At 59.4% G+C, this 25,307-nt stretch carries 22 protein-coding genes; 9 read left to right on the forward strand and 13 right to left on the reverse strand.

Annotated features, from left to right (window positions below):
- The first annotated feature begins 102 nt into the window (after nt 1-102).
- The 3 genes from ACFSQT_RS21055 to ACFSQT_RS21065 all read left to right on the forward strand — a co-directional run bounded on the left by ACFSQT_RS21055 (nt 103) and on the right by ACFSQT_RS21065 (nt 2,489).
- Nucleotides 103-309: a hypothetical protein gene (locus tag ACFSQT_RS21055; protein ID WP_379021700.1), complete on the forward strand. Its 207-nt coding sequence runs from the start codon at nt 103-105 to the stop codon at nt 307-309.
- Between the two features lie 87 nt (nt 310-396).
- On the forward strand, nt 397-693 hold the full coding sequence (locus ACFSQT_RS21060) for a hypothetical protein (RefSeq protein ID WP_379021702.1): 297 nt from the start codon (nt 397-399) through the stop codon (nt 691-693).
- 269 nt (nt 694-962) lie between these two features.
- Entirely contained in the window at nt 963-2,489 is a 1,527-nt protein-coding gene (locus ACFSQT_RS21065) for a DegQ family serine endoprotease (protein ID WP_379021704.1), read from the forward strand.
- 318 nt (nt 2,490-2,807) lie between these two features.
- On the opposite strand, the gene ACFSQT_RS21070 is transcribed toward ACFSQT_RS21065, so the two are convergent.
- Complete coding sequence (locus ACFSQT_RS21070) at nt 2,808-3,866, reverse strand: AraC family transcriptional regulator (protein ID WP_379021706.1); 1,059 nt, start codon at nt 3,864-3,866, stop codon at nt 2,808-2,810.
- A 129-nt stretch (nt 3,867-3,995) separates the two neighbouring features.
- On the opposite strand from ACFSQT_RS21070, the gene ACFSQT_RS21075 reads away from it, so the two are divergent.
- The gene (locus tag ACFSQT_RS21075; protein WP_379021708.1) at nt 3,996-4,313 is read left to right on the forward strand and encodes a hypothetical protein; all 318 of its coding nucleotides are present in this window, start codon (nt 3,996-3,998) and stop codon (nt 4,311-4,313) included.
- A 399-nt stretch (nt 4,314-4,712) separates the two neighbouring features.
- On the opposite strand, the gene ACFSQT_RS21080 is transcribed toward ACFSQT_RS21075, so the two are convergent.
- The 4 genes from ACFSQT_RS21080 to ACFSQT_RS21095 all read right to left on the reverse strand — a co-directional run bounded on the left by ACFSQT_RS21080 (nt 4,713) and on the right by ACFSQT_RS21095 (nt 11,586).
- A complete protein-coding gene (locus ACFSQT_RS21080) occupies nt 4,713-5,063 on the reverse strand; it encodes a hypothetical protein (RefSeq protein WP_379021710.1) in 351 nt (116 codons plus the stop codon).
- 227 nt (nt 5,064-5,290) lie between these two features.
- A complete protein-coding gene (locus ACFSQT_RS21085; protein ID WP_379021712.1) occupies nt 5,291-6,196 on the reverse strand; it encodes a hypothetical protein in 906 nt (301 codons plus the stop codon).
- A 1,026-nt stretch (nt 6,197-7,222) separates the two neighbouring features.
- Nucleotides 7,223-10,417 carry an efflux RND transporter permease subunit gene (locus ACFSQT_RS21090; RefSeq protein WP_379021713.1) on the reverse strand — a complete coding sequence of 1,065 codons (3,195 nt, stop codon included), beginning with the start codon at nt 10,415-10,417 and terminating at the stop codon, nt 7,223-7,225.
- The gene (locus ACFSQT_RS21095) at nt 10,414-11,586 is read right to left on the reverse strand and encodes an efflux RND transporter periplasmic adaptor subunit (RefSeq protein WP_379021715.1); all 1,173 of its coding nucleotides are present in this window, start codon (nt 11,584-11,586) and stop codon (nt 10,414-10,416) included. The genes ACFSQT_RS21090 and ACFSQT_RS21095 overlap by 4 nt, the downstream gene beginning before the upstream one ends.
- Nucleotides 11,587-11,658: 72 nt before the next feature.
- Between ACFSQT_RS21095 and ACFSQT_RS21100 the strand changes: the two genes are divergently transcribed.
- The 4 genes from ACFSQT_RS21100 to ACFSQT_RS21115 all read left to right on the forward strand — a co-directional run bounded on the left by ACFSQT_RS21100 (nt 11,659) and on the right by ACFSQT_RS21115 (nt 17,446).
- Entirely contained in the window at nt 11,659-12,336 is a 678-nt protein-coding gene (locus ACFSQT_RS21100; RefSeq protein WP_379021717.1) for a hypothetical protein, read from the forward strand.
- Nucleotides 12,337-13,023: 687 nt separating this feature from the next.
- Nucleotides 13,024-14,316 carry an HlyD family secretion protein gene (locus ACFSQT_RS21105; RefSeq protein ID WP_379021719.1) on the forward strand — a complete coding sequence of 431 codons (1,293 nt, stop codon included), beginning with the start codon at nt 13,024-13,026 and terminating at the stop codon, nt 14,314-14,316.
- Nucleotides 14,313-15,899: a DHA2 family efflux MFS transporter permease subunit gene (locus ACFSQT_RS21110; protein ID WP_379021721.1), complete on the forward strand. Its 1,587-nt coding sequence runs from the start codon at nt 14,313-14,315 to the stop codon at nt 15,897-15,899. Before ACFSQT_RS21105 ends, ACFSQT_RS21110 begins: the two co-directional genes overlap by 4 nt.
- A 2-nt stretch (nt 15,900-15,901) precedes the next feature.
- Nucleotides 15,902-17,446 carry an efflux transporter outer membrane subunit gene (locus ACFSQT_RS21115; protein ID WP_379021723.1) on the forward strand — a complete coding sequence of 515 codons (1,545 nt, stop codon included), beginning with the start codon at nt 15,902-15,904 and terminating at the stop codon, nt 17,444-17,446.
- Between the two features lie 125 nt (nt 17,447-17,571).
- On the opposite strand, the gene ACFSQT_RS21120 is transcribed toward ACFSQT_RS21115, so the two are convergent.
- Complete coding sequence (locus ACFSQT_RS21120) at nt 17,572-17,874, reverse strand: hypothetical protein (protein WP_379021725.1); 303 nt, start codon at nt 17,872-17,874, stop codon at nt 17,572-17,574.
- A gap of 378 nt (nt 17,875-18,252) precedes the next feature.
- Between ACFSQT_RS21120 and ACFSQT_RS21125 the strand changes: the two genes are divergently transcribed.
- The gene (locus ACFSQT_RS21125) at nt 18,253-18,489 is read left to right on the forward strand and encodes a hypothetical protein (protein WP_379021727.1); all 237 of its coding nucleotides are present in this window, start codon (nt 18,253-18,255) and stop codon (nt 18,487-18,489) included.
- A 363-nt stretch (nt 18,490-18,852) separates the two neighbouring features.
- Here ACFSQT_RS21125 and rpoH read toward each other — a convergent pair whose 3' ends face one another.
- The 7 genes from rpoH to ACFSQT_RS21160 all read right to left on the reverse strand — a co-directional run bounded on the left by rpoH (nt 18,853) and on the right by ACFSQT_RS21160 (nt 25,304).
- Complete coding sequence (gene rpoH, locus ACFSQT_RS21130) at nt 18,853-19,743, reverse strand: RNA polymerase sigma factor RpoH (protein WP_379021729.1); 891 nt, start codon at nt 19,741-19,743, stop codon at nt 18,853-18,855.
- A 111-nt stretch (nt 19,744-19,854) separates the two neighbouring features.
- Entirely contained in the window at nt 19,855-20,229 is a 375-nt protein-coding gene (locus ACFSQT_RS21135; protein ID WP_379021731.1) for a response regulator transcription factor, read from the reverse strand.
- Between the two features lie 117 nt (nt 20,230-20,346).
- Nucleotides 20,347-21,012 carry a response regulator transcription factor gene (locus ACFSQT_RS21140; RefSeq protein ID WP_379021733.1) on the reverse strand — a complete coding sequence of 222 codons (666 nt, stop codon included), beginning with the start codon at nt 21,010-21,012 and terminating at the stop codon, nt 20,347-20,349.
- Nucleotides 21,009-22,448 (reverse strand): sensor histidine kinase, encoded by a 1,440-nt coding sequence (locus tag ACFSQT_RS21145; RefSeq protein WP_379021735.1) that lies wholly within the window; start codon nt 22,446-22,448, stop codon nt 21,009-21,011. The genes ACFSQT_RS21140 and ACFSQT_RS21145 overlap by 4 nt, the downstream gene beginning before the upstream one ends.
- Nucleotides 22,449-23,167: 719 nt before the next feature.
- A complete protein-coding gene (locus ACFSQT_RS21150; RefSeq protein WP_379021737.1) occupies nt 23,168-23,593 on the reverse strand; it encodes an organic hydroperoxide resistance protein in 426 nt (141 codons plus the stop codon).
- A gap of 181 nt (nt 23,594-23,774) precedes the next feature.
- A complete protein-coding gene (locus tag ACFSQT_RS21155; RefSeq protein ID WP_379021739.1) occupies nt 23,775-24,050 on the reverse strand; it encodes a hypothetical protein in 276 nt (91 codons plus the stop codon).
- 318 nt (nt 24,051-24,368) lie between these two features.
- Entirely contained in the window at nt 24,369-25,304 is a 936-nt protein-coding gene (locus tag ACFSQT_RS21160; protein WP_379021741.1) for an acyltransferase domain-containing protein, read from the reverse strand.
- Nucleotides 25,305-25,307: the final 3 nt, after the last annotated feature.

A 25,307-nucleotide genomic window follows, 5' to 3' on the forward strand; every position in this document is an offset into this window, starting at 1 on the left:
CGCTCAAATACGTGGAATCCCGGCGCGCAGGCAACTGACACCGGTCTGCCGAGCATCCCTACACTCTGCGACCCCGGCGGTGATAACCGCAAGGAAGGGCCAGTGGCGGCAAAGCAGATAAAGCCGTTCCACAAACCAGCCGGTACGCTGGTGTCGAACGTGATGGAAGGCGGCCCAATTGAAGACGGCCAATTCAAGACCGCCCAACAGTGGCAAGCAGATGAATGTCGGGCAGATGAAGGTCGTATCCGTCGCATTGGGGACAGGCCGCTGGCGGCAGCGAACCTGTCGGAATCGGTCACGATGTGACCTACCTGCGACGGACGGCTTCCAAGGTCGAGGCCACCGATTTTCTGCGGTAGCGGCTGCCGGCGAAATATGACGAGGAGATTACTAATGGACTGCAAACGAGCGCTGTTGCAGGTTTCATCGATTGGTGCCGGCGTTTTCATGTCGATCTGTCTCGCCGGTACCGTGGCGACCGCCACAGCCAAAAATCAGGACACTGCGGCAGCCGTCGTTGCCGACCAAGTGCGAAGCCAAGGCTTCCCTTGCAAAAATCCGAGTTCTGCGGAGCGCATTGAGGCCGAGTCCGCCCCCAATCAGACCGTCTACCTGCTCAAGTGCGAGGGCATGACCTACCGGGTGCTCTTGATTCCGGATCAGGCGGCTGAAGTGGCCAGAGTTGACTGAAGCCCAATGCGGATCCCAGCGAGGAGACACTTCCAAAATCGAAATGGTCGATCTTTCTTGAAAGACATTGCGTCGTCCCGCAAGTAACCGCCGCAGTCTCGCAAACAAAAATACAACCCGGAAGCAACCAGTACCAGCTTAAATAAATCGGCTTGATCGGAAGTTCATCAGCGAGGCTAGCGCATCCGATCGGCCATACGCCGGATAGACGGTTCCGCACGAGGAACACGCCACGGCGCCAGGACCAAGGCCTCGCACGGATCGCGACCATGTCAACTTTCAATATCCTCCGCAGGCACCGCGCCGTGCTGCTTTTCTCCGCCGTCCTCGTAGCGCCGCTCGCCACCGTGGTCGTTCTGGACGCGAGTTTGGCCGATACGCACACGGGCCCGTCCCCGGTTGCCTCCGCCATTCCCGCTTCGGCCACCTCCTATGCTCCGATCGTTGCGGCCGACAAGCCGGCGGTGGTAACGATCACGTCGATCGTGAAAACTTCATCGGCGCCCGATGATCAAATCCAGCCCTCGGACAGCGGTCCGTCGTCCGATGAGCGGTTGCCTCAATTCTTCAGCAATCGGGGTATCCCGGCACCCAAGGCACCACCGCAAGGAGCGCCGCAACTGGCAGAGGCCCTCGGTTCCGGCTTCATCATCAGCTCAGACGGCACCATCGTCACCAACAACCACGTCATCGACGGAGCTTCCGATATCATGGTGACGCTTGACGATGGGACCGAGCTGCCGGCGACCCTTGTCGGCCACGACGCAAAGTCGGATCTTGCGGTCCTGAAAGTAAAGGCTGGGGAGCCCCTTCCCACTGTTGCCTGGGGTAATTCCGACGGACTGAGGGCAGGCGATCCGATTCTGGCGATTGGCAATCCGTTCGGCATCGGAACGACAGTCACCGCGGGAATCGTGTCGGCCCGCGGGCGCGACCTCAACGGTGGTCCCTACGACGACTTCCTTCAGATCGACGCGCCGATCAACCATGGCAATTCGGGTGGACCGCTTGTCGACACCAGCGGCGCTGTCGTGGGTATCAACACCGCGATCTACTCGCCCAATGGCGGCAGCGTCGGCGTCGGATTTGCGATCCCTTCCAATGAGGCCAAACAGATCGTCGCCAAGCTGGTGAAGAACGGTTCGATCGAGCATGGGCTGCTTGGCATCGAGATGCAGCCGGTTACAACGGATCTCGCCAACGCCCTCGGTCTGCCGACGCCTGAAGGTGCTTTGGTCGCTCAAGTCGGCGATGGATCACCCGCCGCTCATGCGGGCATCGAGACCGGCGACGTCATCACCGGATTTGCCGGTCAAACCATCACGGAGCCCAAGATCCTGTCTCGAGCCGTGGCGGATCTCTCGCCGGGAAAAAGGGAGGCGCTGTCCGTTTGGCGCAATGGAAAGACAGTTGCGTTGTCGGTCGTCGTCGGCGGCAATGATGACAGCGTCAAGCAGGTAGCCGCAGTCAACTCCTCTCAGCCGATGCATTCCAGTTTTCCAACACTGGGCCTTGCGCTTGGTGACCTCGATCAAACCGTCCGCAAGGCCCTGAGTGTGCCTGCGCAGGTGCGTGGCGCCGTGGTCGAGGGTGTCGATCCAGACCAACCGGCAGCCACCTCCGGCATTGAACTGGGCGACATCATCGTCTCGGTCAATCGCGTGCCGGTACAGACTGCCAAGGAGACGAGCCAGGCCATTAGCGCCGCAACAAAATCCAGCAAGAAGTCGGTGCTGCTGCTGATCAAGCGTGGCGAACAGCAGACCTTCATCGCCGTGCCATACGGCAATGGTTGACATGAAACGTGCGGATGCCAAAACCGCCGGGACGGGACTGTCAGAGTGACGCGAAACGATTTCAGTCTCCTGGAGGGGGCGAAATTGCAGGTCGCCGAGTTGGCGCCCCCTTGGCGAGAACGATGAGACGGAAAGCGGAACGGGCACAGAAAACGCGCCCGCCAATTGCGCCAGAAACCAGATCCCCGATCAAGGGCAGGAAAGGTGAGAGCCAGCACGAAGTCTCGATCGAAGAGAGCTGGCTTCACAGGGGACGAGTTCCACGAACTGCGAAATTCCCGGCCAAACTGGATCACAGCCAGCCGGGCCGTCTGGGGCTTATCCAAGGCTGCGTTGGTAAGCACTCGGAGTCAGGCCGGTCGCCTTGCGAAATGCAGCCGTGAATGAGCTGGTCTCGCTGTAACCGACAGTCAATCCGATGTCCGTCACCGAATGAGCGCGCGACGCAAGGAGACCTTTGGCATGCTCGATTCGACGGCTGGTAAGGTACCGATGCGGAGGCATCCCAAAAGACAGCTTGAAGGCGCGGCAAAAATAGCATGGGCTCAACCTGACAAGCCGCGCGAGAGTGGCGAGCGGTACCGGTTCGCCCAAATGCGCCTCGATATGCGTCGTGACTATCCGCTGCTGCCAAGGCGCCAGCCCGCCTCGAAACTGAGGTTCGGCTCTCGGCGTCCCCTCGTGGAAACGGATCAGCTCATGAGCCAGGACGATGCCCAGTGCTTCCAGGTAGCGCCGATTCTCCGGGATTGGACTTTCGAGCGACCTCATCAGTTTGAAGGCCGTGCCCAAAAGCGTTGCGTCCTCAAAGAAAAGCCTCGCCGCGAACGTCACATCCGTCATGCCAGCGCTGAACGGAACCTGCAGCTTGGCAGGATCAAGGTAGACAAACATGAGACGCGCAAACGTCCGCGGCGCATGCCATTCAAGATATTCGCGACCGGCGGGCACCAAGGTAAGCCGGCGGCCAAAATCCCGCAGTTTCGATCGGGGCAAACCCTCGACGAAGGTATCACCGTCTCGCCGCGTACCCTGCTCGTAGACCACCAGCAAGTGCATGGGCGCGCGAAACCGGAATTCGAATTGGTCATGACCGGCGGCCTGGACCACCTCGGCAACTATCCCATCCGAAATCTCCGTGCGGCTGCTCACCGCGTCGGCTGACGATATCTCGACACGGCAATCGGCCCCTTCGGCGCTCCGGCGCCGGAACTGCGCATGCGCCACTGAGTTGGTACGTTGTGCCTTTCCGCCGTTGAACGGAGCACGCCAATCCGCCGACAGGAATGGTCCCATTTGCTCCGGTCGCCGAGCATTGGCCGCGAAGGCAGCAATCGCGAGTGTATCGATGTCACTGGAGGCTGGATTCATTAACATGGCTTGGCGCACATCCTTCGGGTTATCCCATCGGATGCCAGCGTAAGGCGCCGGCGATGATTTATCCCATTCTACATCCGTCGGCGGTTATAGAGTATTGGTTTGAACTACTCATACTTTGGTTTGTGATTGGACGCCGCGATCGATAGTAATGGTGTTCGTGCCGCGCGGACCAATTGGCCGGTTCTTCAATTGCGGCCGATCCCGGGTGATTGGTCGATTTGGCGCTATTGGACGTCACCTCTTGATGATCTTGAACGGGGTTCCCTGCATGGCCTGGGCTTTTTTGACGTTCGGCGCGAAATCCGCAAGCTGGATGCAAAGCCGGCAAGAACGACAAAGCACCGGCGGCAAAAAGCACTAGGTTGTAGGTCGGCGCTGCGATCGGTGGTTTCGATCCCATTTCCGTCCACCATCATGGCAGCGCTCCAACTCGTGCCAGATTGATCCTACGGGCCCCTCCCTCCCTCGCCCGCTGATCGATTGTGAAGGCGCTCTTCCCCCCGGGAGCGTTTCTCACCGCTCGAGTTCTTGGGCCGATGACATACCGTCATCGGCCCATTTTTTGCTCCTGCCTCCCGAGCAAAACCGATTCACGGCGATCGCCGAAGCGTTGCCGGTGTCGGCACCTTCGGCGACGCGACTTGCTGCGATGCATCGCGCGATTTCGCAGATACGGATCCGACGCCGGCGCTCGACCGCCTCATCGCGACGTCTTGGACAAGGAAGGAATCGACAGCGCTGTCGGCGATTCGCCAAGCTCTGTCACAGATGAGGCCAATTCAAGTCGACGGCGCGGTCAAGGCAGCCTCAACCGCAATCACCGCGTCGCATGAGGCCTTGTCATCAAAACCCGTTCATGCCCGAAAACAGGCCGGAATCGGCCGAGGGATACTCGTCCCCGTTGTTGTCGGGCTGCGCTACGGGCTTCTTGGCCGACCTGGTTGTCGGTGCTTGAACGTGCCTCGGCAACAATGAGTGGTTGCCGTTCGTTTTTCGTTCGACATGAACGAACTTCGCCTGCATGTGTCCAGGAGGCGAACTTGCCGCAGCAGCTGCCCAAGCGGTCGACAGGAGGATTGCCGCGAATGCAGCCGCGATTGAGAGAGAGCTCATGTGTTTCACCTGTTGTTCTATTGCACAGCCGGGGAAACTCGAATTGACGACAGAATTGTCGCTCATGCCGGCGATGTTCATATAAGTTTCGAAACACGTCCTGAGGCACTATACGTAACGCACCCAACGTGGCTGTAATTGTTTATCTTCGTTGTCTTGAAGTATAATTCGGCCAACAGGAAGTGAGGCGAAGCATAAGACCAGGGCGTTCCTAGTCGTCGGCTCTCACGATTGGTCCGAGTCCTCGCATGGCGGCCTCGCCTCTGGTCGCGAGGGCTGGTCATGTCCATACACAACGCGGCGCGCGGTCAGTCGAAGATCGGCTTTCCGATCACGTTCGAAAAGATGTTGCCGAGATAGAAGTGGAGCTGTGCGCGCACGCCGATGTCGCGGCCCGAGCTCTCGTTGATTGGAATGATCGCCTCCACCCCGAGCTGGCTGTACTCGCCCACCCAGATGACGCCAGGATTGATCGTGCCCGTGGTCTCTCCAGCCGACGGCCCACCCAGTGGCGTCTGCATCGCGAATTCCACCAGCGGTACCAAACCCTCCGCGAAGCGGTGAGCATCCCCCTTGTCGGCGGGATACGAATTGGTCAGCAGGCTGTATTCCAGGGCGAAGCCCCATTGCAGGATGTTTGGGTTGTCGACCCTGGTGGTGCCGGTCACGGTGGTGGATTCGGTCGGCAGGGCGACTCCCAGCGTCGCGGTGACATTGACCGGCCGCAGCCACGCCATCGAATCCGACAGATCGCCGAAGCCCTTGCCCATGTAGACGGTCGGCGTCAGCGTGGAGAACGAATTGGCACCGATATCAGACGATCCGGTGCCGCCCAGCGCCAGCGTGCCGCCTGCCGAGAGCACGAACTCATGCTCGGCACTGGAATAGAGTTCGTACTGCGTGCCGAGCACAAAGTCGTCGAAGCCGGCGCGCGTGCTCCCCTTATCGATCATGCGGTAGTTCGCTGTGAAGGAGACCGACCAATCCGGGGTGATGAGCTTGCTGTAGGAGAACGGAAAGTCGATCTCGCGCGAGGTGTTGTCAGGCAACTGCGTCAATTGGGGAAAATTGACGAAGTCAGCCGGGGTGGGAACGACGGTCGCCAGAGTCGAGGGAAAGAAGCGGTCCCCGACGTAGGACGCCGACGCTTCCGAACTTGCAACGAGAGATAACAAGAAGCTGGGCACCGCCAGGTACCAGGCCCGGTTAGCCATACCACTCTCCTACCGAAAAATTCGCCCTTCAGGCCAGGCGCTCACAATTGAAGGCGACGGTGATCAGGTTTCGGCCTTGATCACCTCGAAGCGCCCGATGCCCGGCGCTTCATCGTCCATGGGTTTCGCCTACTGGCTGCAGGAAATTGCGGACGATCATCCCCTCGGCCTCTGTGAGAGCCAGGCCGGTCGCGCGCAGCACGCCCCAACCTCCGGCGGAGGACTTGTAGGGCCGCATCGACTTCCTAGCGTCATGCATTGAAATCCTCGTGGTCGAGCGTCGAGTGTTGCGCTGAAGCGAAGAATTATCTTTCGCAAACGCCGCTCTAGTTCGAGTTTCGCCCGTCGCGTTCCTTGGCTTCTTCGACGGGCTTCCAGCAAAGCCGAAGTGTCGAGCGCTGATCGCGCGCGGCCCTAACAGTGTTCGCCGTTCTTGCCAGGGAATGCCCGTCTGATGCCCGCTGGATAAGACGCCATAAGTAACCGTTTCACCAATTAGCTTACCCAGCCATACCAATGGATGATTCAGCCAATGGCGAAACCCATGCATGCTTCCAGGAAGGATAAGGAGCAACGAATGAAATGTCTAAGCTGCGTGCGTGAGGTGAAAATACCTCACCAGTACTACTTTTGCTCTCTGGAATGTTTCGACGAGACAACCCGCAACACCAAATGGAGGATGCTGAGCGATGGACTTCCGCCTACTGGCTTTCCTGCTGGTGGCCAGCCCCGCACTGGCTCAGGACCACATCTCCCACGCCCCGGCTGGCCCTCCCGAGGGCAACTACGGCCAGGGGCACGAGAAGTGGCACCACATCTACATGGGGATGCATAACACGCTGGGCAGCTCATGCTGCAACGGCGGCGACTGTCGGCCAACGGTCGCCAAGTTCGAGGGCGGAAAGTGGTGGGGTAAACTCAACGGAGTATGGACGCCGATCGAGCCGTCCAGAAGGGTACCTGAACACCCCTACTCATGGAACGAAACAGCCCACATTTGCGCGGCTGGGAACACCGTCTACTGCTTCATACCCCCCGACAACGGGACCTGAACCTCCCTCGTCGAGCCGCGCCAATCATCGCCTGGCCAGCTGCGTCGTTTCGGAGAAGAGTTCGCCCTGCTCGGGTTCCGCAGGCGGTGTTTTTTGCGCCTCGCGAGCCACCCAGGAATTTGCCGAGCCGCTCAAGATAGAGATAGACGACCGGCGTCGTGTAAAGCGTGAGAATTTGCGACAGCACCAAGCCACCCACGATCGTGTAGCCGAGCGGCTGGCGGATTTCCGATCCGGCGCCGGTGCCCAGCATCATCGGCACGCCGCCTAGCATCGCCGCCATGGTGGTCATCATGATCGGCCTGAAACGTATGGTGCAAGCGCGGTAGATCGACTCCCGTGGACTGAGACCTTCGTTCCTCTCGACCTCGAGCGCAAAGTCGACAAGCATGATGCCGTTCTTCTTGACGATGCCAATCAGCAGGATAACGCCGATCATGGCGATGACGCTGAAGTCCATATGGACCGCCATCAGCAACAACAAGGCGCCGATCGCGGCTGAAGGCAGCGTCGATAGAATGGTAATCGGATGGATCAGGCTCTCGTAGAGCACTCCAAGGATGATGTAGATCACCACCAGCGCCACTCCTATCAGGATTGGTGTGCCCGACAGCGCCGACTGAAAGGCTTGCGCGTTGCCCTGGAGGCTGGTTGCAAGCGAAGCCGGCTTTCCGGCGTCGCGCTCGAACTGCTGGATGGCGGCGACCGCATTTCCGAGCGCCGCCCCCGGTTTTAGATTGAAGGAGATCGTGACCGCCGGAAACATGCCTTGATGATTGATCACGATCGGCGCAGCCTTCGTCACGCTGGTCACCAGGGCGCTTAACGGCACCTGCTGCCCTGTCGAAGAATTCAGATAGATATCCTTGAGCGCTTCGGGACCGTACTGGAATTCCGGGCTGACCTCGAGAATGACGTGATACTGATTGAGCTGTGTGAACATTGTGGAGACGATGCGCTGACCGAAAGCATCGTCGAGCGTGTTGTCGATCGTCGATGGGAGGATCCCGAAACTCGATGCGACTTCGCGATTGACGGTCACATCGAGCAGTGGTCCTGCATTCTCCTGATCGGTGGCCACGTCAACGATTCCTGGCATGGCTCTAAGCTTGTCGAGGAATATCTGCGCCCAATGGTTGAGCTCGTTGGAATCGGCATCGGCCAGGGTATATTGATACTGCGTCTTCGAAACCCGACCGCCGACAGTGATGTCCTGCGCCGCTTGCATGTAGAGCGCGATGCCTTGGGTCTTCGCGAGTTGGGATGACAGCCGGCTGATCACCTGATCGGCGCTGACGTCACGTTGGTCGTTGGGCTTCAAGGCAATGTACATCGTCCCTCGATTGAGCGTGCTCCCGCCAGTTGCTCCTATCGAGGCTCCGACCGAAGCTACCGCCGGATCCTTCAACACAATGTCGGTTACCGCCTGCTGGCGCTCGGCCATGGCCGGAAACGAGATATCCTGGTCGGCCTCGGTGACGCCGATAATCAGGCCGGTGTCTTGTTGCGGGAAAAAGCCCTTCGGGATGATGACGTAGAGATAGCCGGTGACAGCAATCGTTCCGAGCATGATGAGCAGCGTGGCGAAAGTGTGCCGCAGGACGATCCTTAGGCCCCGTTCATACAATCCAAGCAGCGCGTCGAAGCCGCTTTCGCAAATATTATAGAGCCGCCCGTGCCTGACGTTGGCCTCATTCTTGAGCAGACGCGCACACATCATTGGCGTCAGCGTGAGCGAGATCAGCAGCGACAGGATCAGTGAGACGCTCACCGTCACGGCGAATTCCTGGAAGAGTTCACCGACATAGCCTCCCATCAGGAATAGTGGAATGAATACTGCGATGAGCGACAGCGTAATCGAAATGATGGTGAAACCGATTTCGCTCGAGCCCTTCAGCGCAGCCTCCATCGGAGTGAGGCCCTCTTCGACGTGGCGGACGATGTTCTCGATCACGACGACCGCATCGTCGACGACGAAGCCGACCGCGATCGACAAGGCCATGAGCGACAGATTGTCGAGGCTGTAGCCAAGCATATACAGCACGGCAAATGTACCGACGAGCGACAGCGGCACGGTGACCGCGGGAATGATCGTTGCCCAGAAATTGCGGAGGAACAGGAATATCACCATCACCACCAGAGCGACGGTCAGTATCAACGTGAACTGCACGTCTGCGACCGAAGCACGGATGGTTTGTGTGCGGTCTGAAACGACCGATACCTTGATGCCTGGAGGGATCGACGCTTGCAGTTGAGGCAACAGAGCCTGAATGCGGCCAACCGTCTCGATCACATTGGCACCGGGCAGGCGCCGGATAGCCAGCAAGATGGCAGGCTTCTTGTCGAACCAGCCGGCGACAAAGTGGTTCTCCGGCCCGTCGATCGCGGTGCCGATGTCGCGGATGCGCACCGGGGAGCCATTGCGATAGGCGACGACAATATCATTGTAGGCGTCAGGTTTGAGCAGTTGGTCGTTGGTGTTGAGCGTGAAGGTTTGACGCGGGCTATTGAGCGTGCCCTTCGCAATATCAACATTGGCCTCGCCGAGCACGTTGCGAATATCTTCAAGGCCAATGCCGCGGGCCGCTGCCGCCTGCGGATTGACCTGTACACGGATCGCCGGCTTCTGCTGGCCGCCAATGCCTACCAGACCCACGCCTGAGATTTGCGAGATCTTCGGCAGCAGGATGTTTTCCGCATAGGCGTCGACCGTCGTCAGTGGCAGGGTGTCGGATGTCAGTGCGAGCACCAGGATCGGCGTATCCGCCGGATTAACCTTACGGATGGTGGGAGGATAGGGGATGCCCAGCGGCAGATCGGGGCTGGCGGCGTTGATCGCCGACAGCACGTCAACCGCTGCGCTGTCGACGCTACGGCTGAGGTCGAACTGAACGGTGAGCTGCGTACTGCCAAGCGCGCTGGTCGAAGACAGCTGGGTCACGCCGGGGAGCTGGCTTATCTGTTGCTCAAGCGGGGTGGCCACCGACGACGCCATGGTTTCGGGATCGGCACCGGGCAACTGCGCTGACACCTGAATCGTCGGAAAGTTGACGTTCGGCAGGGATGCGACCGGCAGAAGCCGGTAGGTAGCCAGCCCACCCAGCAGCAGACCCACCATCAGCAGGCCTGTCGCGATCGGCCGGTGAATAAAAGGGGCAGAGACGTTCACGGGATCGCCTGCTGCACTGCGCTTTGCAGGGCGGCTTCATCAGCGGCTTTGCCCTGCAGCACTTGAACGGGGGTGCCCTGCACGAGCCTGTACTGTCCGTCGACCACGACCGTTTCGTTCGCCTTGAGGCCCAAATCGATAAGAGCTTCTCCTTCGGTCAACTGGGCGACAGTGACAGGCCGCATCTGCGCGGTTCCGTCAGGTGCGATCACGTAGACATAGGAGCCGTTCGGACCTTGCTGCACTGCCGACCCGGCTATAGTCAGCCCCCCTTTGCGGGTATCAAGAAGCAAACGTGCATTCACGAGCGCACCCGGCCAGAGTTGGTTCCCGGCGTTCGGAAACGTGGCCCGGAGGCGGATCGTGCCCGTCGTCTGGACAATCTGGTTGTCGGCAAGCAAAAGTTTGCCTTCGTCGAGCTTGGTCTTGTCGTCCTGGCTGTATGCAAAGACCGTAAGCTGCCCCTTGGCCATCTGCTGCTGGATTTGTGGGAGGGTGTCCTCGGGCAGCGTAAAGATCAACGAGATCGGTTGGACCTGCGCGACGTCGACCAGACCAAAAGTATCGGTCGGGTGAATGATGTTGCCTTCGTCGATCTGCCGGATACCCGTTACACCGTCGATCGGCGAGGTCAAACGGGTGTAGCTCAGATTGATCTGCTCGGCCTGTAGCAAAGCCTCGTCCGCCTTGACTGTCGCCTGGAGCTGGATGACTTGGGCCTTCTGCGTGGCTACCAGTTGGGAAGTGGCAAAGCCCTTCGCCAGAAGTGGCATATAGCGATCCAGGTCTGCCTGCGCATTGACGAGCAGCGCCTGGTCGCGGTCGCGAGTGGCGGTTATCTGATCGATTTGTGCCTGATAGGGATCGGGGTCGATCAGCGCCAGCAGATCGCCCTTTTTCACGGTCTGACCTTGCGTGAATGTGACCTTCGTAATCGGCCCTGAAATCAGGCTGTGCACCACCACGTTGTTGTAGGCGATCACCGTTCCTACACCGCGAAGGTAGATCGGCACGTCGTGACTGGTTACTTTCCCGGCAATGACCGGAACCGCCGAGGCAGGACCAGAGGCCGCCGCAGGTTCGGAATGGTCATAGACGTGCTTGGCCGCAAGCCCAGCGCCGCCGATCATGATCAGCAGCGCAGCAACAATGAAGGGTCGCTCGCGCATCGAGGGCTCCTAAGACAGACGACTCTTGAGGGATCGCTTTTTCAGCAGCCGGATGTCGACAGCGTGGGGTTCATGCCTGTCACCCCCGTGCCGCCGCAGGACGTGCCTGATGCATCGAGCGCTGGAATCGCTACCTGTGGATTTGTTACCGGATCGACCAACTCGGGTGTTGGAATGCTAATTATCGGGCTTACTCCCAAATTGCTGAGTTCCGAAGACCCCAACGGAATCCCAACTGCGGCCCCCAGACTGGCGGACGATGTCCCAGTGGTCGTCGATGGTATGGCTGTGGTGCCGAAAGACGACGTGCTCGACGCCGTCGAGTTGCAGGTGCCCAACGCTGTTGAACCCGTCGGGTTCACCAACGACGTCCCGCTCGTGGATGTGGTTGCGTTCATGCCGCCGCCGTCGAAAGTGGAAAGGGCGGAAGTCGTTCCGGCAACTTCGGAACTCGACGTCAAGACATTGGTACACCCGGAGTTGCTCATGGAACTATTCCCCAGGCCCACGGTGCTACCCGTCAAGCCACCCGGATCGAGCTCGACCGCGCCCAGGGGAATAGCAGCCGGATTGAGGGGCGAACCAATTGCAGAGAGGGGCGATGTCATTCCTGTCGCGGGTGCGGTGGTGCTGACTTGCGCCAAGGCCGGTCCGCCGATCAAGAGAGCGACCGCAAGAGTGATCGGCAAGATTGTCATCGCGACATCATTCTCATTTCGCATCGGAACTACCGTCGTTTCGCGTGTCTAGGCAGGGAGCACAAAGCATCGGGCCAATGCCGCCGCCCTGACCGCCTGAGGCCAAGGATTTCATGTATGCAAGCAACACTTTCTCGGGTCGTTGGGGGGTCGGATTTCACCCGGTCAGATCGGAGATGATGTCAGATGGAGGGGAAGCGCTCTTCCCTAAAGACGGCTGGATTTCTCTATTCGCACGTCGACCCCGAGCATTTGTGAGATTTCGACAAGCGCCGCGCTCCTTGTAGAGGGTGTGTCGAAGGGAACTTCGTTGTTCGGGTGGATTTGTTTTTGGGCGATCCGAGAAAAGCATCTGCAAGGTCAAGTCTTCGCTACAAACCAACGTATGAGCCCATCAGACTTATACTTCATTCTCGCATACCTATGTGGGATGGACCGCCTGGTCGCTGGCACATTAATGTGAGTAGAAGGAGAGACAGCCAATTGCCTGAATGACGCCTTGATCGTCAGCATTTCGTATTGATCGTCAGTTGCGGCGAAACGATCACGGATCGCTGGTTCCTGAACGGCAACCTGGCTTCGCCGAAGGCATGTGGGCGGTCCCGCTAGCCGATAGCGGTTGTGACCGGCGAAAGCGATGACATCGGGAGACGTCTCAAATCAGCTCGTATGAGAGAGGCGCCCAATGTCCCAGACCGCCAGGATCAGTCCACTCCGCCAAGCGAGTGGCGGGTCCGAGATGCAGCCGGCAAGCGTCCTTATTCGCGAGACATCCGCGATCGCAGTGTCCGAGCCGCGCGCGGCGCGCACAAAGGCGCTGTTCGCCGACGCTCGCGTCCCGAACCGCGCTATCTCCATAACCGCCGATAGCCGCCCTGGTGAAGGCGATCATGGCCAACAAGCTCCCCGAGGCCCGCTGCCCGCGGACGAGCAGCCCGAGGCGACCGTCGGAAGCGAGCACGCGGGCGGACCAGGCGGTTCAGATGCTGGACATCGAAGCCGCCGGCCAGCGGTCTTCATCGTCGGTTTCATTGTCCTGGCTGCTCTTTTCCTCGGCGGATCCTACTACTGGTACGCGAACCTCAACTTGGTGAGCACGGACGACGCCTATACGGATGGGCGCGCTGTCACCATCGGGCCGCAAATTTCGGGCCTCGTCGTGTCGCTGGACGTGACTGACAACCAATATGTCCACAAGGGTGATCCGCTGATCCATATCGATCCGCGCTTTTACACCAGCGAGCGGAATCGGGCGCAAGGGGCCTTGGACAGCGCCAAGGCGCAAGCTGCGGGGGAACGGCTGGCGGCCGAAATCGCCCGCAAGAATTTCCCCGCCCTGTTCCGACAGGCTCAAGCTCAATTGCTGATGGCACAGGCCAATTTGACCAAGGCCCAGGCCGACTACGACCGGCAGAGCACTCTGCCGAAAGCCGCGACAACGCAGCAGGACGTCGACGCCGCGTTGGCCGCGCTGCGCCAAAGCAAAGCCCAGGCTATGCAAGCCGAAGCCCAGGTTCAACTGAGTTCACCGGTCGAGCAGCACATCGGCCAGAACGATGCGCGGGTCGAACAACTGAACGGGCAAGTCGAGCAGGCTCAAGCACAGCTTGATCAAGCGGCGCTCAACCTCTCCTGGACGGTCGTGACAGCGCCGCAGGATGGCTGGATAACCCGGCGCAACGTGGAAATGGGCAACTACGTCACGCCTGGACAGCAGATCTTCTCAATCGTTTCACCGGACGTATGGATTACCGCCAACTTCAAGGAAGATCAGCTTGATGGTCTGCGCCCCGGCCAGAGCGTGAAGATCGACGTGGACGCCTATCCTCAGCTCGACTTGCATGGCCATGTCGACAGTGTCCAGATGGGGTCCGGCTCGAGGTTCACCGCCTTCCCGCCCGAAAACGCCACCGGCAATTTCGTAAAGATCGTTCAAAGGGTGCCGGTCAAGATCGTCATCGACAGCGGGCTCGATCCCAAGCTTCCTCTGCCGCTCGGGATATCGGTGGTTCCGATGGTATCGGTTCGATGAGTCGCGCTCCAGCCGAAGCCAGCATCGCCTGGAAGCCCCGCTACAATCGCTGGCTCATCGCGGTTTCGGTGACCCTTGCCGCCTTCATGGAAGTCCTCGACACGACGATCGTCAATGTTGCCTTGCCGCATATCGCCGGCAGTCTGTCGGCGAGCAATGACGAGGCGACCTGGGCGCTCACCTCCTACCTGGTGGCAAACGGGATCGTGCTGACCATCTCTGGCTGGCTCAGCGATCTTTTCGGGCGCAAACGCTATTTCCTGATCTGCATCACCATGTTCACGGTCTTCTCGTTCCTATGCGGAACGTCGACGAGTCTAGGCGAACTGATCGTCTTCCGGCTGCTGCAGGGTTTCTTCGGCGGCGGCCTGCAGCCGAACCAGCAGTCGATCATCCTGGATACGTTCCCGCCAGCCAGGCGCGCGGCCGCATTCGGCGTCACGGCGATCGCCACGGTCGTCGCTCCTGTCCTCGGTCCGACGCTGGGAGGGATCATCACCGATCAGTCGACCTGGCGCTGGATATTCTTCATCAATGTACCCGTGGGCATCGTCGCGGTTATTTTGAATTCGATTCTCCTCGAAGATCCGCCCTGGGTGAAAAACAAGAAGCGCCGGGGGCTCGACTACGTCGGCCTGTCGCTCATCACGCTTGGTCTTGGATCCCTGCAGATCATGATGGATCGCGGCACAGACGACGATTGGTTCGGTTCATCTTTCATCGTGTTCATGGCGCTTCTCGCCTTCCTGGGAATCTCCGGCGCGATCGGGTGGCTGCTGATTGCCAAGAAACCGATCGTCAATCTCGACGTGTTCAAGGACAGGAATTTCGCTGCCGGCTGCACAATGATCGCGGCGATGGGCAGTATCCTCTACGCTAGCGCCGTCGTGATTCCGCAGCTCGCGCAACAGGTTCTCGGCTATACCGCAACCTGGGCGGGGCTCATTCTTTCTCCAGGCGGTATCATCGTCATCGTCCTCATTCCATTGGTTGGACGTCTCATGAAGGTCGTCCAGACGCGATTCGTCGTGGCCGCCGGTTTTTTCGTGATGGGATGTGCGCTTTTCTTCTCGAGCCATCTGGCGCCGAACATCGATTTCCCGACGCTCGTGCTGATGCGCAGCTGGCAGGCGGTCGCGCTGGCGTTTTTGTTCGTGCCCATCAGTTCGACCACCTATCTCAGTTTGCCACGCGAACTGAGCGGCGACGGGGCTGCCCTCTTCTCAATGGTCCGCAACGTGGCTGGCTCGGTGGGGATTTCCGTCGCGACCTCGCTCGTCACGGAGCGGAGCCAGATCCGGCAATCCTATCTATCGGAATGGGCCTCGCCCTTTCATCAACCCTACAATGCGCTGGTTGCTCAATACGAACGTGCGCTAACCGCGACGGGGCATGCCGCGGGATCGGTCCATGCATTGGCGGTTGGAAGGGTCTACCAGGGTTTCCGGACGCAAGTTGCCGTCCTCGCCTATTCGGACGTCTTTCTGCTCTTCTCCTTCGTCGCCTTTCTCGCTGTTCCTTTCTGCCTCCTGCTGTCCGGCAAGAAGGCTGCCGATGGCGTGGGCGCCAGTGGCGAGGGTTGATCATGGGCCATGATTTACGCACCATTGCAGCGATCTCAGGCATGTTCGCGCTGGCTGCTTGCACTGTCGGCCCGGACTTCGTCGGGCCGGATCCAGCATTGCCGAAACGCTGGTTTACGAACGGTGCGGCAACTGCGCCGGCGAATTCCGCAGGATCCAGTGCGGCGGTTCTCGAGCCCATCGACCCCGCTTGGTGGCAGGCCTTTCACGACGCAACGCTTACCTCGCTCCTACAGCGCGTCGCCGACGCCAACCTCGATGTGAAGACTGCAACCGTCCGACTGGCAGAAAGTCGTTTTCAGCGCGGTGCCGTGGCCTCCGCTCAACTGCCTGGCCTGAATGGCAGTGCCAGATACCAACATCAAATTCTTGGCGATGTGAGTGCTAAAGGCAGTGTGATCGGCGGTCTCCTTGGTTCGCCGAGCGGCAACATTTCTTCCGCAAAGCCGGCCGACCTGTTTACCGGCGGTTTCGATGCTTCGTGGGAACTCGACCTTTGGGGGCATGTCCGGCGCCAGGTCGAAGCGGCGGATGCGCGAGTTCAGTCTTCCGAGGAACAGCGGCGTGACGCGCTCGTCTCGAGTCTCGCTGAAACCGCACGCGACTATATCCAGTTGCGCGGCACGCAGACCCTGATCAGGATCGCCAACGACAATCTGAAGGTCCAGCAGGACATTTTTCAGCTGACGCAAACGCGCCAGCTGAAGGGCCTGACGACCAGTCTGGACGTCGAGAGCGCCGCCGCGCAGGTCGAAGCCATCCGTGCCCAGCTGCCCAGCTTGCAACAACAGGAAGCGCAGCAGATCAACGCCGTGAGCTTTCTGCTCGACCTGCCGCCCGATGCGCTGCGCGGCGAACTCGCCACCGGGAAACAAGTGGTGCCGGGGCCTGCCCAGGTTCCGGCCGGCATTCCTTCCGATCTCGCGCGGCGGCGCCCAGACATTCGCGCCGCGGAAGCGCAGCTTCACGCGGCCACCGCCGACATCGGAGTGGCAGTGGCCGAATTCTACCCATCCATTCAGTTGAATGGATCGGTGGGCTTCGACGCTCTCAAAGCCGGGAACCTGCTGACGGCCAGTGCGATCACAACCAATCTCGGCCCGAGCATTTCGATACCGATTTTCCAGGGTGGCCGGCTGAAGGCGACATTGGAGCTTCGCAAGGCGCAGCAAGTGGAGGCGGCGATCGCCTATCACAGGACGGTGCTGCGAGCCTGGCACGAGGTCGTCGATGCCCTCATCGCCTACCGTAGCCAACGGCAGCGGCGCGCCCGCTTGGCTCGGCAGGTCGAGCATCTGCGGCAAGCCTTGTCGCTGGCCCGCGACCGCTACAATGACGGAGTGACCGGGTTCACGACCGTGCTCGACACCGCACGCACCCTGCTGCAGGCAGAACAGGATCACGCGCAGACCACGACCGACATCTCGATCAATCTCGTCCAATTGTACAAGGCGCTTGGTGGCGGGTGGGAATTGACATATCCGAGCGCGCCGCCAGAACCACCGATCAGCGCTAAACGAACGTTTAAAGCAGGGAAACCGGCATGACCTTGACGGCGAGCAGGTCTCGACGTCGACCTTTGGGCAAGCTGGTCTGGGAATCGGTCAATTTGCCAATTGGAGCCGAAAACAGAACCGCTTCAATCCAAACCACTCCAATTGGCGAGATTGGGTCACAGGCAAGAGTGCCAGATTCCATTGGATCCATAGTAACTCGGGTTCACGGCGTCGAACGAGCAGTAGGCAGTGTCGGTGTCGTCGTTCAACCAGGACTGGTTGTCATATTCCCGATCGCCTAATTCCCGACCGCCAAAGAAAAAGACCTTGTGGTGCTGGCGGTTGCCGATGGCACCGCTGCGAGCGTGTAGGGGATGACCATCACTGCCGCCGCTGCGCGCCATGGAGACCGTCGCCGTGCCGGTCGCCAGCATCACGCCCAAAGTAATCTTCGCCAATGTTGCTGCTGATTTTCTCACGATACACTCCTGCAGGTTGAGAATTCCCGGGCTGTTGAACAACACTTATATCGCTATGTATGTCGATCTCGGAATAGTATCCGTGTTTGACAGATACATATACATGTATCCATGGATGTGCATGGTGGTATCGGCAGTGCGAAACGAAATTCCGGTCAGGCCGGCAGTTCGGCAGACATGCGCGCCAATCCTTCGGAGTTCGAATCCGGTCCCCGCTCACGCTGTGGAGTCCGGATTCGAAGAGACTGTCATGGATCACGGACAATATGGGTAAAGTCCGCGATACTCATTGTATGGGTACGGGTAACCGCAGTAGCCGTCATCATAAAAGTCACTGCCGAAACCGCGGTCCCTTCCAAACCTATGACCGTCGCCGACATGGACACCACGGACATGGGCGCCACCGCCCATGCTTGTGACACGACCACCACCGCCAAAGCCTACGCCGCGGCTACCGCCAAAGCCTTCGCCACCGCCAAAGCCTCCGGCATGGCCGCCACCGCCCATGCTCGCACCATGGCCGCCGCCACCAAAGCCTCCGCCACCGCCGAAGCCGCCGCCACCACCATGGCCGCCGCCACCGCCACCACCGTGCGCCATCGACATCGTTGCTGAGCCGGCTGCCAGCATTGCGCCCAAGGCGATCGTCGCCAAGACTCCTGTTACTCTTTTCATAATACGCTCCTGTAGTTGAAGCTTTCTTGGTCGTTGAAAGCCAAACTGATATAGATACAGGAGAAGCTCCTCGGCATAATACGAATGTTTGATATATGTATATACTTTAACTACAAATATTATTTGTTGATTTCATGTGTTGCCGGCAAAGGCGCCCTACGGGCAGCGCCGATCCGTCGAGGTCTCGGCTGCAAGGCATCGTGCGCACTTTTGGCGAGAGCCATTAGCGCACCTTGATCGGTATTGCTCTGCGCCGATTTGCGCTCCGCGGCCGATCGTCATCGGCCTTGTCGTCCATCTGTTTCACACTGACAGCGGCCTGGGTTCGTCCCGTTTCGCATAGACAACCTTCACCGCATTCTGCAATTTTTCGAAGGCGCGCATCTCAATCTGGCGCACACGCTCGCGCGAAACGCCGAATTCGCTGGAGAGATCTCCCAAACTCCTCGGCTTGTCCGCAAGCCGACGCGCCTCAAGGATGCGCCGTTCGCGTGCATTGAGCACGCCAAGCGAGTCGATCAGCGCCCGATGCCGGCTGGAGGCTTCCTCGAACTGAACGAGCTTGTATTCCTGGTTGTCCTCGCCCTCGACCAGCAGATCCTGCCACTCGCCATAGGCCTGACCTCGCAGGGGCGCGTTGAGCGACGTGTCCCCGCCCATGCGGCTGTTCATGCAAACAACTTCCTGCTCCGTCACGCCAAGGGTGCTTGCAATGAGTTCCACCTGATCTGGATGCAGGTCACCATCATTCAGCGCCGAGAGGCGGGCCTTGAGCCGCCGCAAATTGAAGAACAGCTTTCTTTGGTTGGGCGTCGTGCCCATCTTCACCAGCGACCAGGAGCGCATGACATAGTCCCGAATGGACGCCTTGATCCACCAGATCGCATAGGTCGCCAAACGAAAGCCGCGCTCCGGTTCGAAGCGATTTACCGCCTTGATCAGACCGATGCTGCCCTCTGATATCACCTCCGACATCGGCAGCCCGTACCCGCGGTAGCGCATGGCAACCTTGGCAACGAGGCGAAGATGCGACACCACCAGCTGGTGAGCGGCCTCCGGGTCGCTATGCTCGCGCCAGCGTTTTGCCAGCGCTTGCTCCTGCTCTGACGTCAGCATGGGGAAATGTTTGACCGTGTCGAGATAACGGCGAAGCCCGCTTTCGCTCGACAAATCTGTCGTTGCTGCGCGTGCCATGAAAGCACTCCTTACTTGTGTCGCAGGGGATCAGGATGTTGGCTTTTCGGTTCGACGCTGCAATTGTTTGCCGCGCTCTTCGCTTGAAAGGCGAAGGGCACTCAGGTGCCGTTAGCGCGTGCCATGAAGCACAGAATCGATACAGCTGATCATGGCCTGGCTATCCAAAGGCTTGCGGAAGAAGCCGATGGCGCCCGTTTCCCGAGCGCGTTTGCGGACACGTTCCTCGGGAAAGGCGGTGATCAAAATGGTCGGTATGTGATAGCCATGTTCGATCAAATGATCCTGCAGCTCTATTCCTGTCATTCCGGGCATCTGGATATCGCAGATCAAGCATGACGTATTTTCCAGATTGGATGACCTCAGGAAATCCTCGGCGGATTCGAATGCAGATGCGATGAACCCCAACGATCGAACGAGGCTTGCGGTTGCAAGTCGAACGGACTCATCGTCGTCGATGATCGAGATCATCGCGTTACGGGTCAATTTACTATTCCTCCGTGTTTGCCGATGACCCAAGCATTGCTGTTTCAACGACTGTTTCTCGGTGAGATATTGCGCCCGCGGCCGTGAAAGCGAAAGTTATACAGAGGTGTAACAAACTTATTTCCCGGGAGCGTCTATCCCCAGGGCGCCGGCCATCTTCACCAGGTCGGCTAGAGTTCTGGCGCCCATTTTCTTCATGAGGCGACCGCGGTGGATTTTCACCGTGATTTCACTAAGTTGCATCTCGCCGGCGATTTGCTTGTTCATCAATCCAGTCGCGACAAATGCCATCACCTCGCGCTCCCGGGGGGTCAGGGTGCGCACAAGGCTCTGCAGCTCGGACAGCACCCGGTCTCTCTCTCGCCTTTGCCTGTCGCGCTCCAGAGCGCCGGCGACTGCATCCAGAATATCCTGATCTCGGAAGGGCTTGGTGAGGAAATCGACCGCGCCGGCCTTCATGGCTCGCACGGACATCGGAATGTCGCCGTGACCGGTCATGAAAATGATCGGCAGATGAATACCTGCTTTGCCCAACTGCGTTTGAAATTCGAGTCCGCTCACCTCCGGCAGCCTGATATCGAGCACAAGGCAGCTTGGACCGTCGGGAAGCCGACTGTTCAGCAGTTCGGGAGCAGAACCGAAAAGTTCGACGCGCGTACCGACAGATCGGAAGAGGCTGCTTAAAGCTTCACGCAACGACGGATCGTCGTCCACGACCAGAACAGTCGGAGGCACGGCACCGTTGCCTTGTGATTGGGAGGGAGAGGCGGGGCGTTGGATCATGACCCGGCATCCTTTTCGACGCGTGGCAGGGAGAATTGGAATATCGCGCCGCCGCCTGGATTGGGCACGATCCATACACGGCCTCCATGTGACTCAACGATCGACCGGCAGATCGACAGCCCCATGCCTATTCCGTCCGCCTTGGTGGTGAAGAAAGCCTTGAACAACTGACGCGCACTATCGGGATCGATGCCCGGTCCAGAATCCTGGACCCTCACATTTGCTTGGCTCGTTTCATCGATCGACGTCACAACGCGAATTTCGCGTAAGTCGCTGTTACCAGAGGCCACTGCCTGAATCGCGTTGATCAGCAGATTGATCAGGACCTGTTGAAGCTGGACACGGTCACCAAGCGCAGGCAGCAGGCGGTTGGCTAGATCCAGTTTCAGAGTGATTCGATTTGCAACGAGCTCACGCTGCACCAACGCGAGCGATTCGTTGACGATCTCGTTCACGTCGATAAGGGCCATCTGGACCTCGCCCTTCCTGGACAACGCCCGGATTCGGTGGACGATATCGCTGGCGCGTTGTGCGTCAGCGATACTCCGCTTGACTGCACTGCGGACCTCATCCAGATCGGGCTTGTCTCGATCGATCCATCGTAGACACGCCTCGCCGTTCATAACGATGCCGGCTAGCGGCTGATTCACCTCGTGCGCGATCGAGGCCGTCAATTCACCCAATGTGGTGAGGCGTGTCACATGGGCGAGTTCGGCCTGGGCCTCCAGGACCTCGGCTTCGGCTCGCCTGCGCTGTGATATGTCCGTATTCGTTTCGAGAACCGCCAACGGTTTGCCATCGGCATCCTTCTTGAGCGACCAGCGGCTGGAAACGAAAACGGCTGATCCGTCCCGCTTCGTGTGCACGAGCTCACCTTCCCATCGGTCGGAACTGAGCAGCTCTCGATTGATCTCATCCAGCCTGGCTGGAAAGACCGTCTGCAAGAGCTGATGGGTGGACTTTCCCGCTGCGTATTCGGCCGACCAGCCGTAAATGGCTTCAGCGCCACGATTCCAATAAGCGATCAGACCACCCATGCTGCGTACGAAAATCGCATCATGCGTCAAATCGAGCAGTTGAGCTTTTTCAGATAGATCGGTCGAGGTCGACTGGTTCTTAAGGACAAGAAGGGCGGTTATGGCAATGGCCGCGATGCTCATGACGCAGCGGCTGAGCGCGCCTCCACTGGCTTCCTCTCCGTGAACAAACCAGAAGCTCAATGTGGTGAGGGCTATACAGGCGAATGAGCACAAGACAATGCCACGCCTACGGAAGGCGGCGCCTGCGAGCAGAATAACGACCACATAGAGGACCGCGACCGCTCCAGAAAATGGATCCATCGTATCGACAGCGAATATCCCGGCCGCCAGCAGGATGGCTAGAGGCGCCACCAGCCACGAATTGCCGGATGCTGGCGGAGATAGTCTGTGCCGCATAAGGTCTCTACTCGGTTCCTGGTCGACGCTTGCGCTGCCGATCGACTCTCCGTGGCGCGCCGTCCAGCCTAGGCAACTGAAACCTTTCTGCTTGTTTGAAATTGCGGTCGTCGGTGCCTGATTGCACCTTTGTCACTGCAACCGCGAACCAAATCCCCAGGGATCGAGCGCTCCATCGACGAAACAGCTTGAGAGCGACCACCGCATTCGATCTGGCGGAAAGCACGCAGGCAAAACGCGACGCCCAAGTTCTGGCAGCGACACGACACAGACTCGGGTGAGCCACGGCCACGATCAGCGTGCGATTGGTGCGCCCGGAGGATGTGCCAATAATATTGATTTCATTTGGATTTTTCGTGGACCAAAATCAGAAGTATTCCCGTATGGTTCCGCAGCAGCACAAGTTATGCACGAGGCCGGCTTTGGGCATTTTTGGGATCGGCCGCAAGGCCGTCTAGCAATCCTTCACCTTCCTTAGCGGAGGAGCATCCAAGAGACTCCGATGCAAGGCAGCCAGTTTTCGATCTCACCGATAGGTCGCCATATCGCCGCAGCGGCCGTCACCCTCCAGCGCTCGGGTGGTTTTCAAAGTCCGACAAAAGCGGCTTCCGGGCTCACGCTGGCCCGCCGCCGGTGACCAATAGATGTTGGTCGCGACCGCAAGAGCCCGGGCAAAGCAGGAAGCCGGAGAAGGAACTGGCCGCTCGAATCCGCTAATATCACAGCGCAACGACCGTCTTGACGACATCGACGTTCCCGCGCGTTGCATTCGAATAGGGGCAGATGGCATCGGCGCCGCACACGAGTAGCTCGGCGGTCGGTCGGTCGACGCCGGCGATGCTGACCACGAGCGTCGCGTGCAGCAGGAAGGCATCAGCCTGGTTCCGGCTGAGCCCGATCTCGGCGACCACTTTGACATCGCCATCGGCGAAGCGATGGCCCGACTGGCGCGCCACCCGCAGCAGCGCGTTCTCGAAACAGGCGGCGTAGCCGCCAGCGAAGAGTTGCTCGGGGTTGGTGGCTCCGCCCATGCCGCCCAGTTCCTTGGGAATAGCGAGCCTCAGGTCGAGTATGCCGTCTTCGCTGCGGATTGTGCCTTTGCGGCCGCCGGTCGCGGTGACCCTGGTCGAGTACAGAATGGTCATCTGCTATTTCCTTCATGAACTGGTTCGGTCCACTATCCGAGCGGGCGTAAAGATGCCGCTTCCATGCAGCGGCGCGGGGTTTGCGACGGTTTCGAAGATCCAGTGCATGTACACACGCCTAAAGATGGCGGGCCACTCGGCCGCGCCATCTTTATCACGTTGGGCGTGACTGACATGTGCCTTAGTTATGGCCACCCAGCGTATTCACGTTTGCGCAGAAGGCGGTGTATGGCTGCTGCACTTGCCTTTTGCACGCGTTCTTCATTGCCTCCTGCTTTTCGGCCGGCAGGGCCGTGAAAACGACCTTGAACTCGTCCAGCGGCTTCAGGGTCTTCATGCTGGCATCTGTAAAGAACGGCCCCATAATATCCGGCTCATCCAGCGCGGCGGCGGGTGCCATGCCGGCAGACGCGGAAAGCACGACTGCCGCGCCGAAGCAGATAGCTTTGACGTTCATGGTGTGATCCTTCGGGTCAACGTGGTCCCACCGACAAACCGAGGTGGTAGGTAAAGAAATTAAAGCCCAATCTGACTTGTGTATTTCTTCCAACTACTAGTTTTTGTCTATCTTACCGATGAAGGTCTTTCCTATTATGAATATTCTCCAGCCACGATGCTCGCCGTGTTGGGCAAATGAACGCGACGACGAGCATCACTTTGCGTCGGCTGGGCTATCCGGGGGGCGACGGGATTGAGGTCCCCGCAAGTTGGTGGCGAGGTCGCCGCCCAGCACCGTCAAAATACCTGTGCCATGGCACACCGACGTGCTCGAGATTCACTTGCTTGAGTGATCTGCAAGCCAAGCGTAAGCGCCCTGAAGAGTTCTGAAGTCTTCCAGGCTTCGTGCTGGGATGTCGCGATACGCGCCGACTGCCATTTCGCTCAGCGCCCGCCCGGGTCCGAGTTCGAGGAAGGCCGTTGCACCGCCTTCGATGCAACCCTGCAGGCAATCGGCCCATTGCACCGTTTGAGATATTTGCGCCGCCAGCTTGTCGAAACCCGCCTTGGTGTCGATGACAGGAGAGCCGTCAACTCCGGTCAAGACACGCGCCCCGTCAGTCGGAGAGCGCATCAGACGAACATGGCGCAGGCTCGCGCGAAATGCGGCAGACGCCCTGGCGAGTCGCCTCGTATGAGAAGCAACCTCCACAGGTAACTCGACAACCCTGGCTGCGTCCGCCTTCGCTTCGTCGGCAAGGGCTTCGAATGTCGCGCGGCTCCCGCCGAGGACGAAGGCGTTACCCGGATTGACGATAGCGATCGCGGCATTGTGCCGTTCGCATAGTTTCTCGATGGATTTGCGGGAAAGGCCACGAATGAAAAGCAGCCCGTCTCCATCGGGGGAAGCAGCGTCCATGGCTTCCGCCCGACGCGCGACGAGGTCCAGCGTGTCGGTCGCTCTGAACAGGCCTGCAACACCCCAAGCCGCCACTTCGCCGACGCTATACCCGGCGACGGTCAGCCGGTCGGGCAGCGTATCCCGCAGCGCCGCCGCGGCTGCCAGCGCCTGCAACGAGCAGAGGATCTGGCCAATGCGGTTGCGGTGCAGGACGTCCCCGGATCCGGTCCGCACGATCTCGCGCGGATCCCTGTCGCCGAGCAACGTTGCGGCATGGGCAAATAGGCCGGCAGCTTGCGGAGCATCGGCGGTCAGGGCGAACATGTCCGGATGCTGCCGCCCCTGTCCGGAGCAGAGAATTGCAAGGACCATCGC

The sequence above is a fragment of the Mesorhizobium calcicola genome, assembly GCF_042682105.1.
GTDB lineage: Bacteria > Pseudomonadota > Alphaproteobacteria > Rhizobiales > Rhizobiaceae > Mesorhizobium > Mesorhizobium calcicola.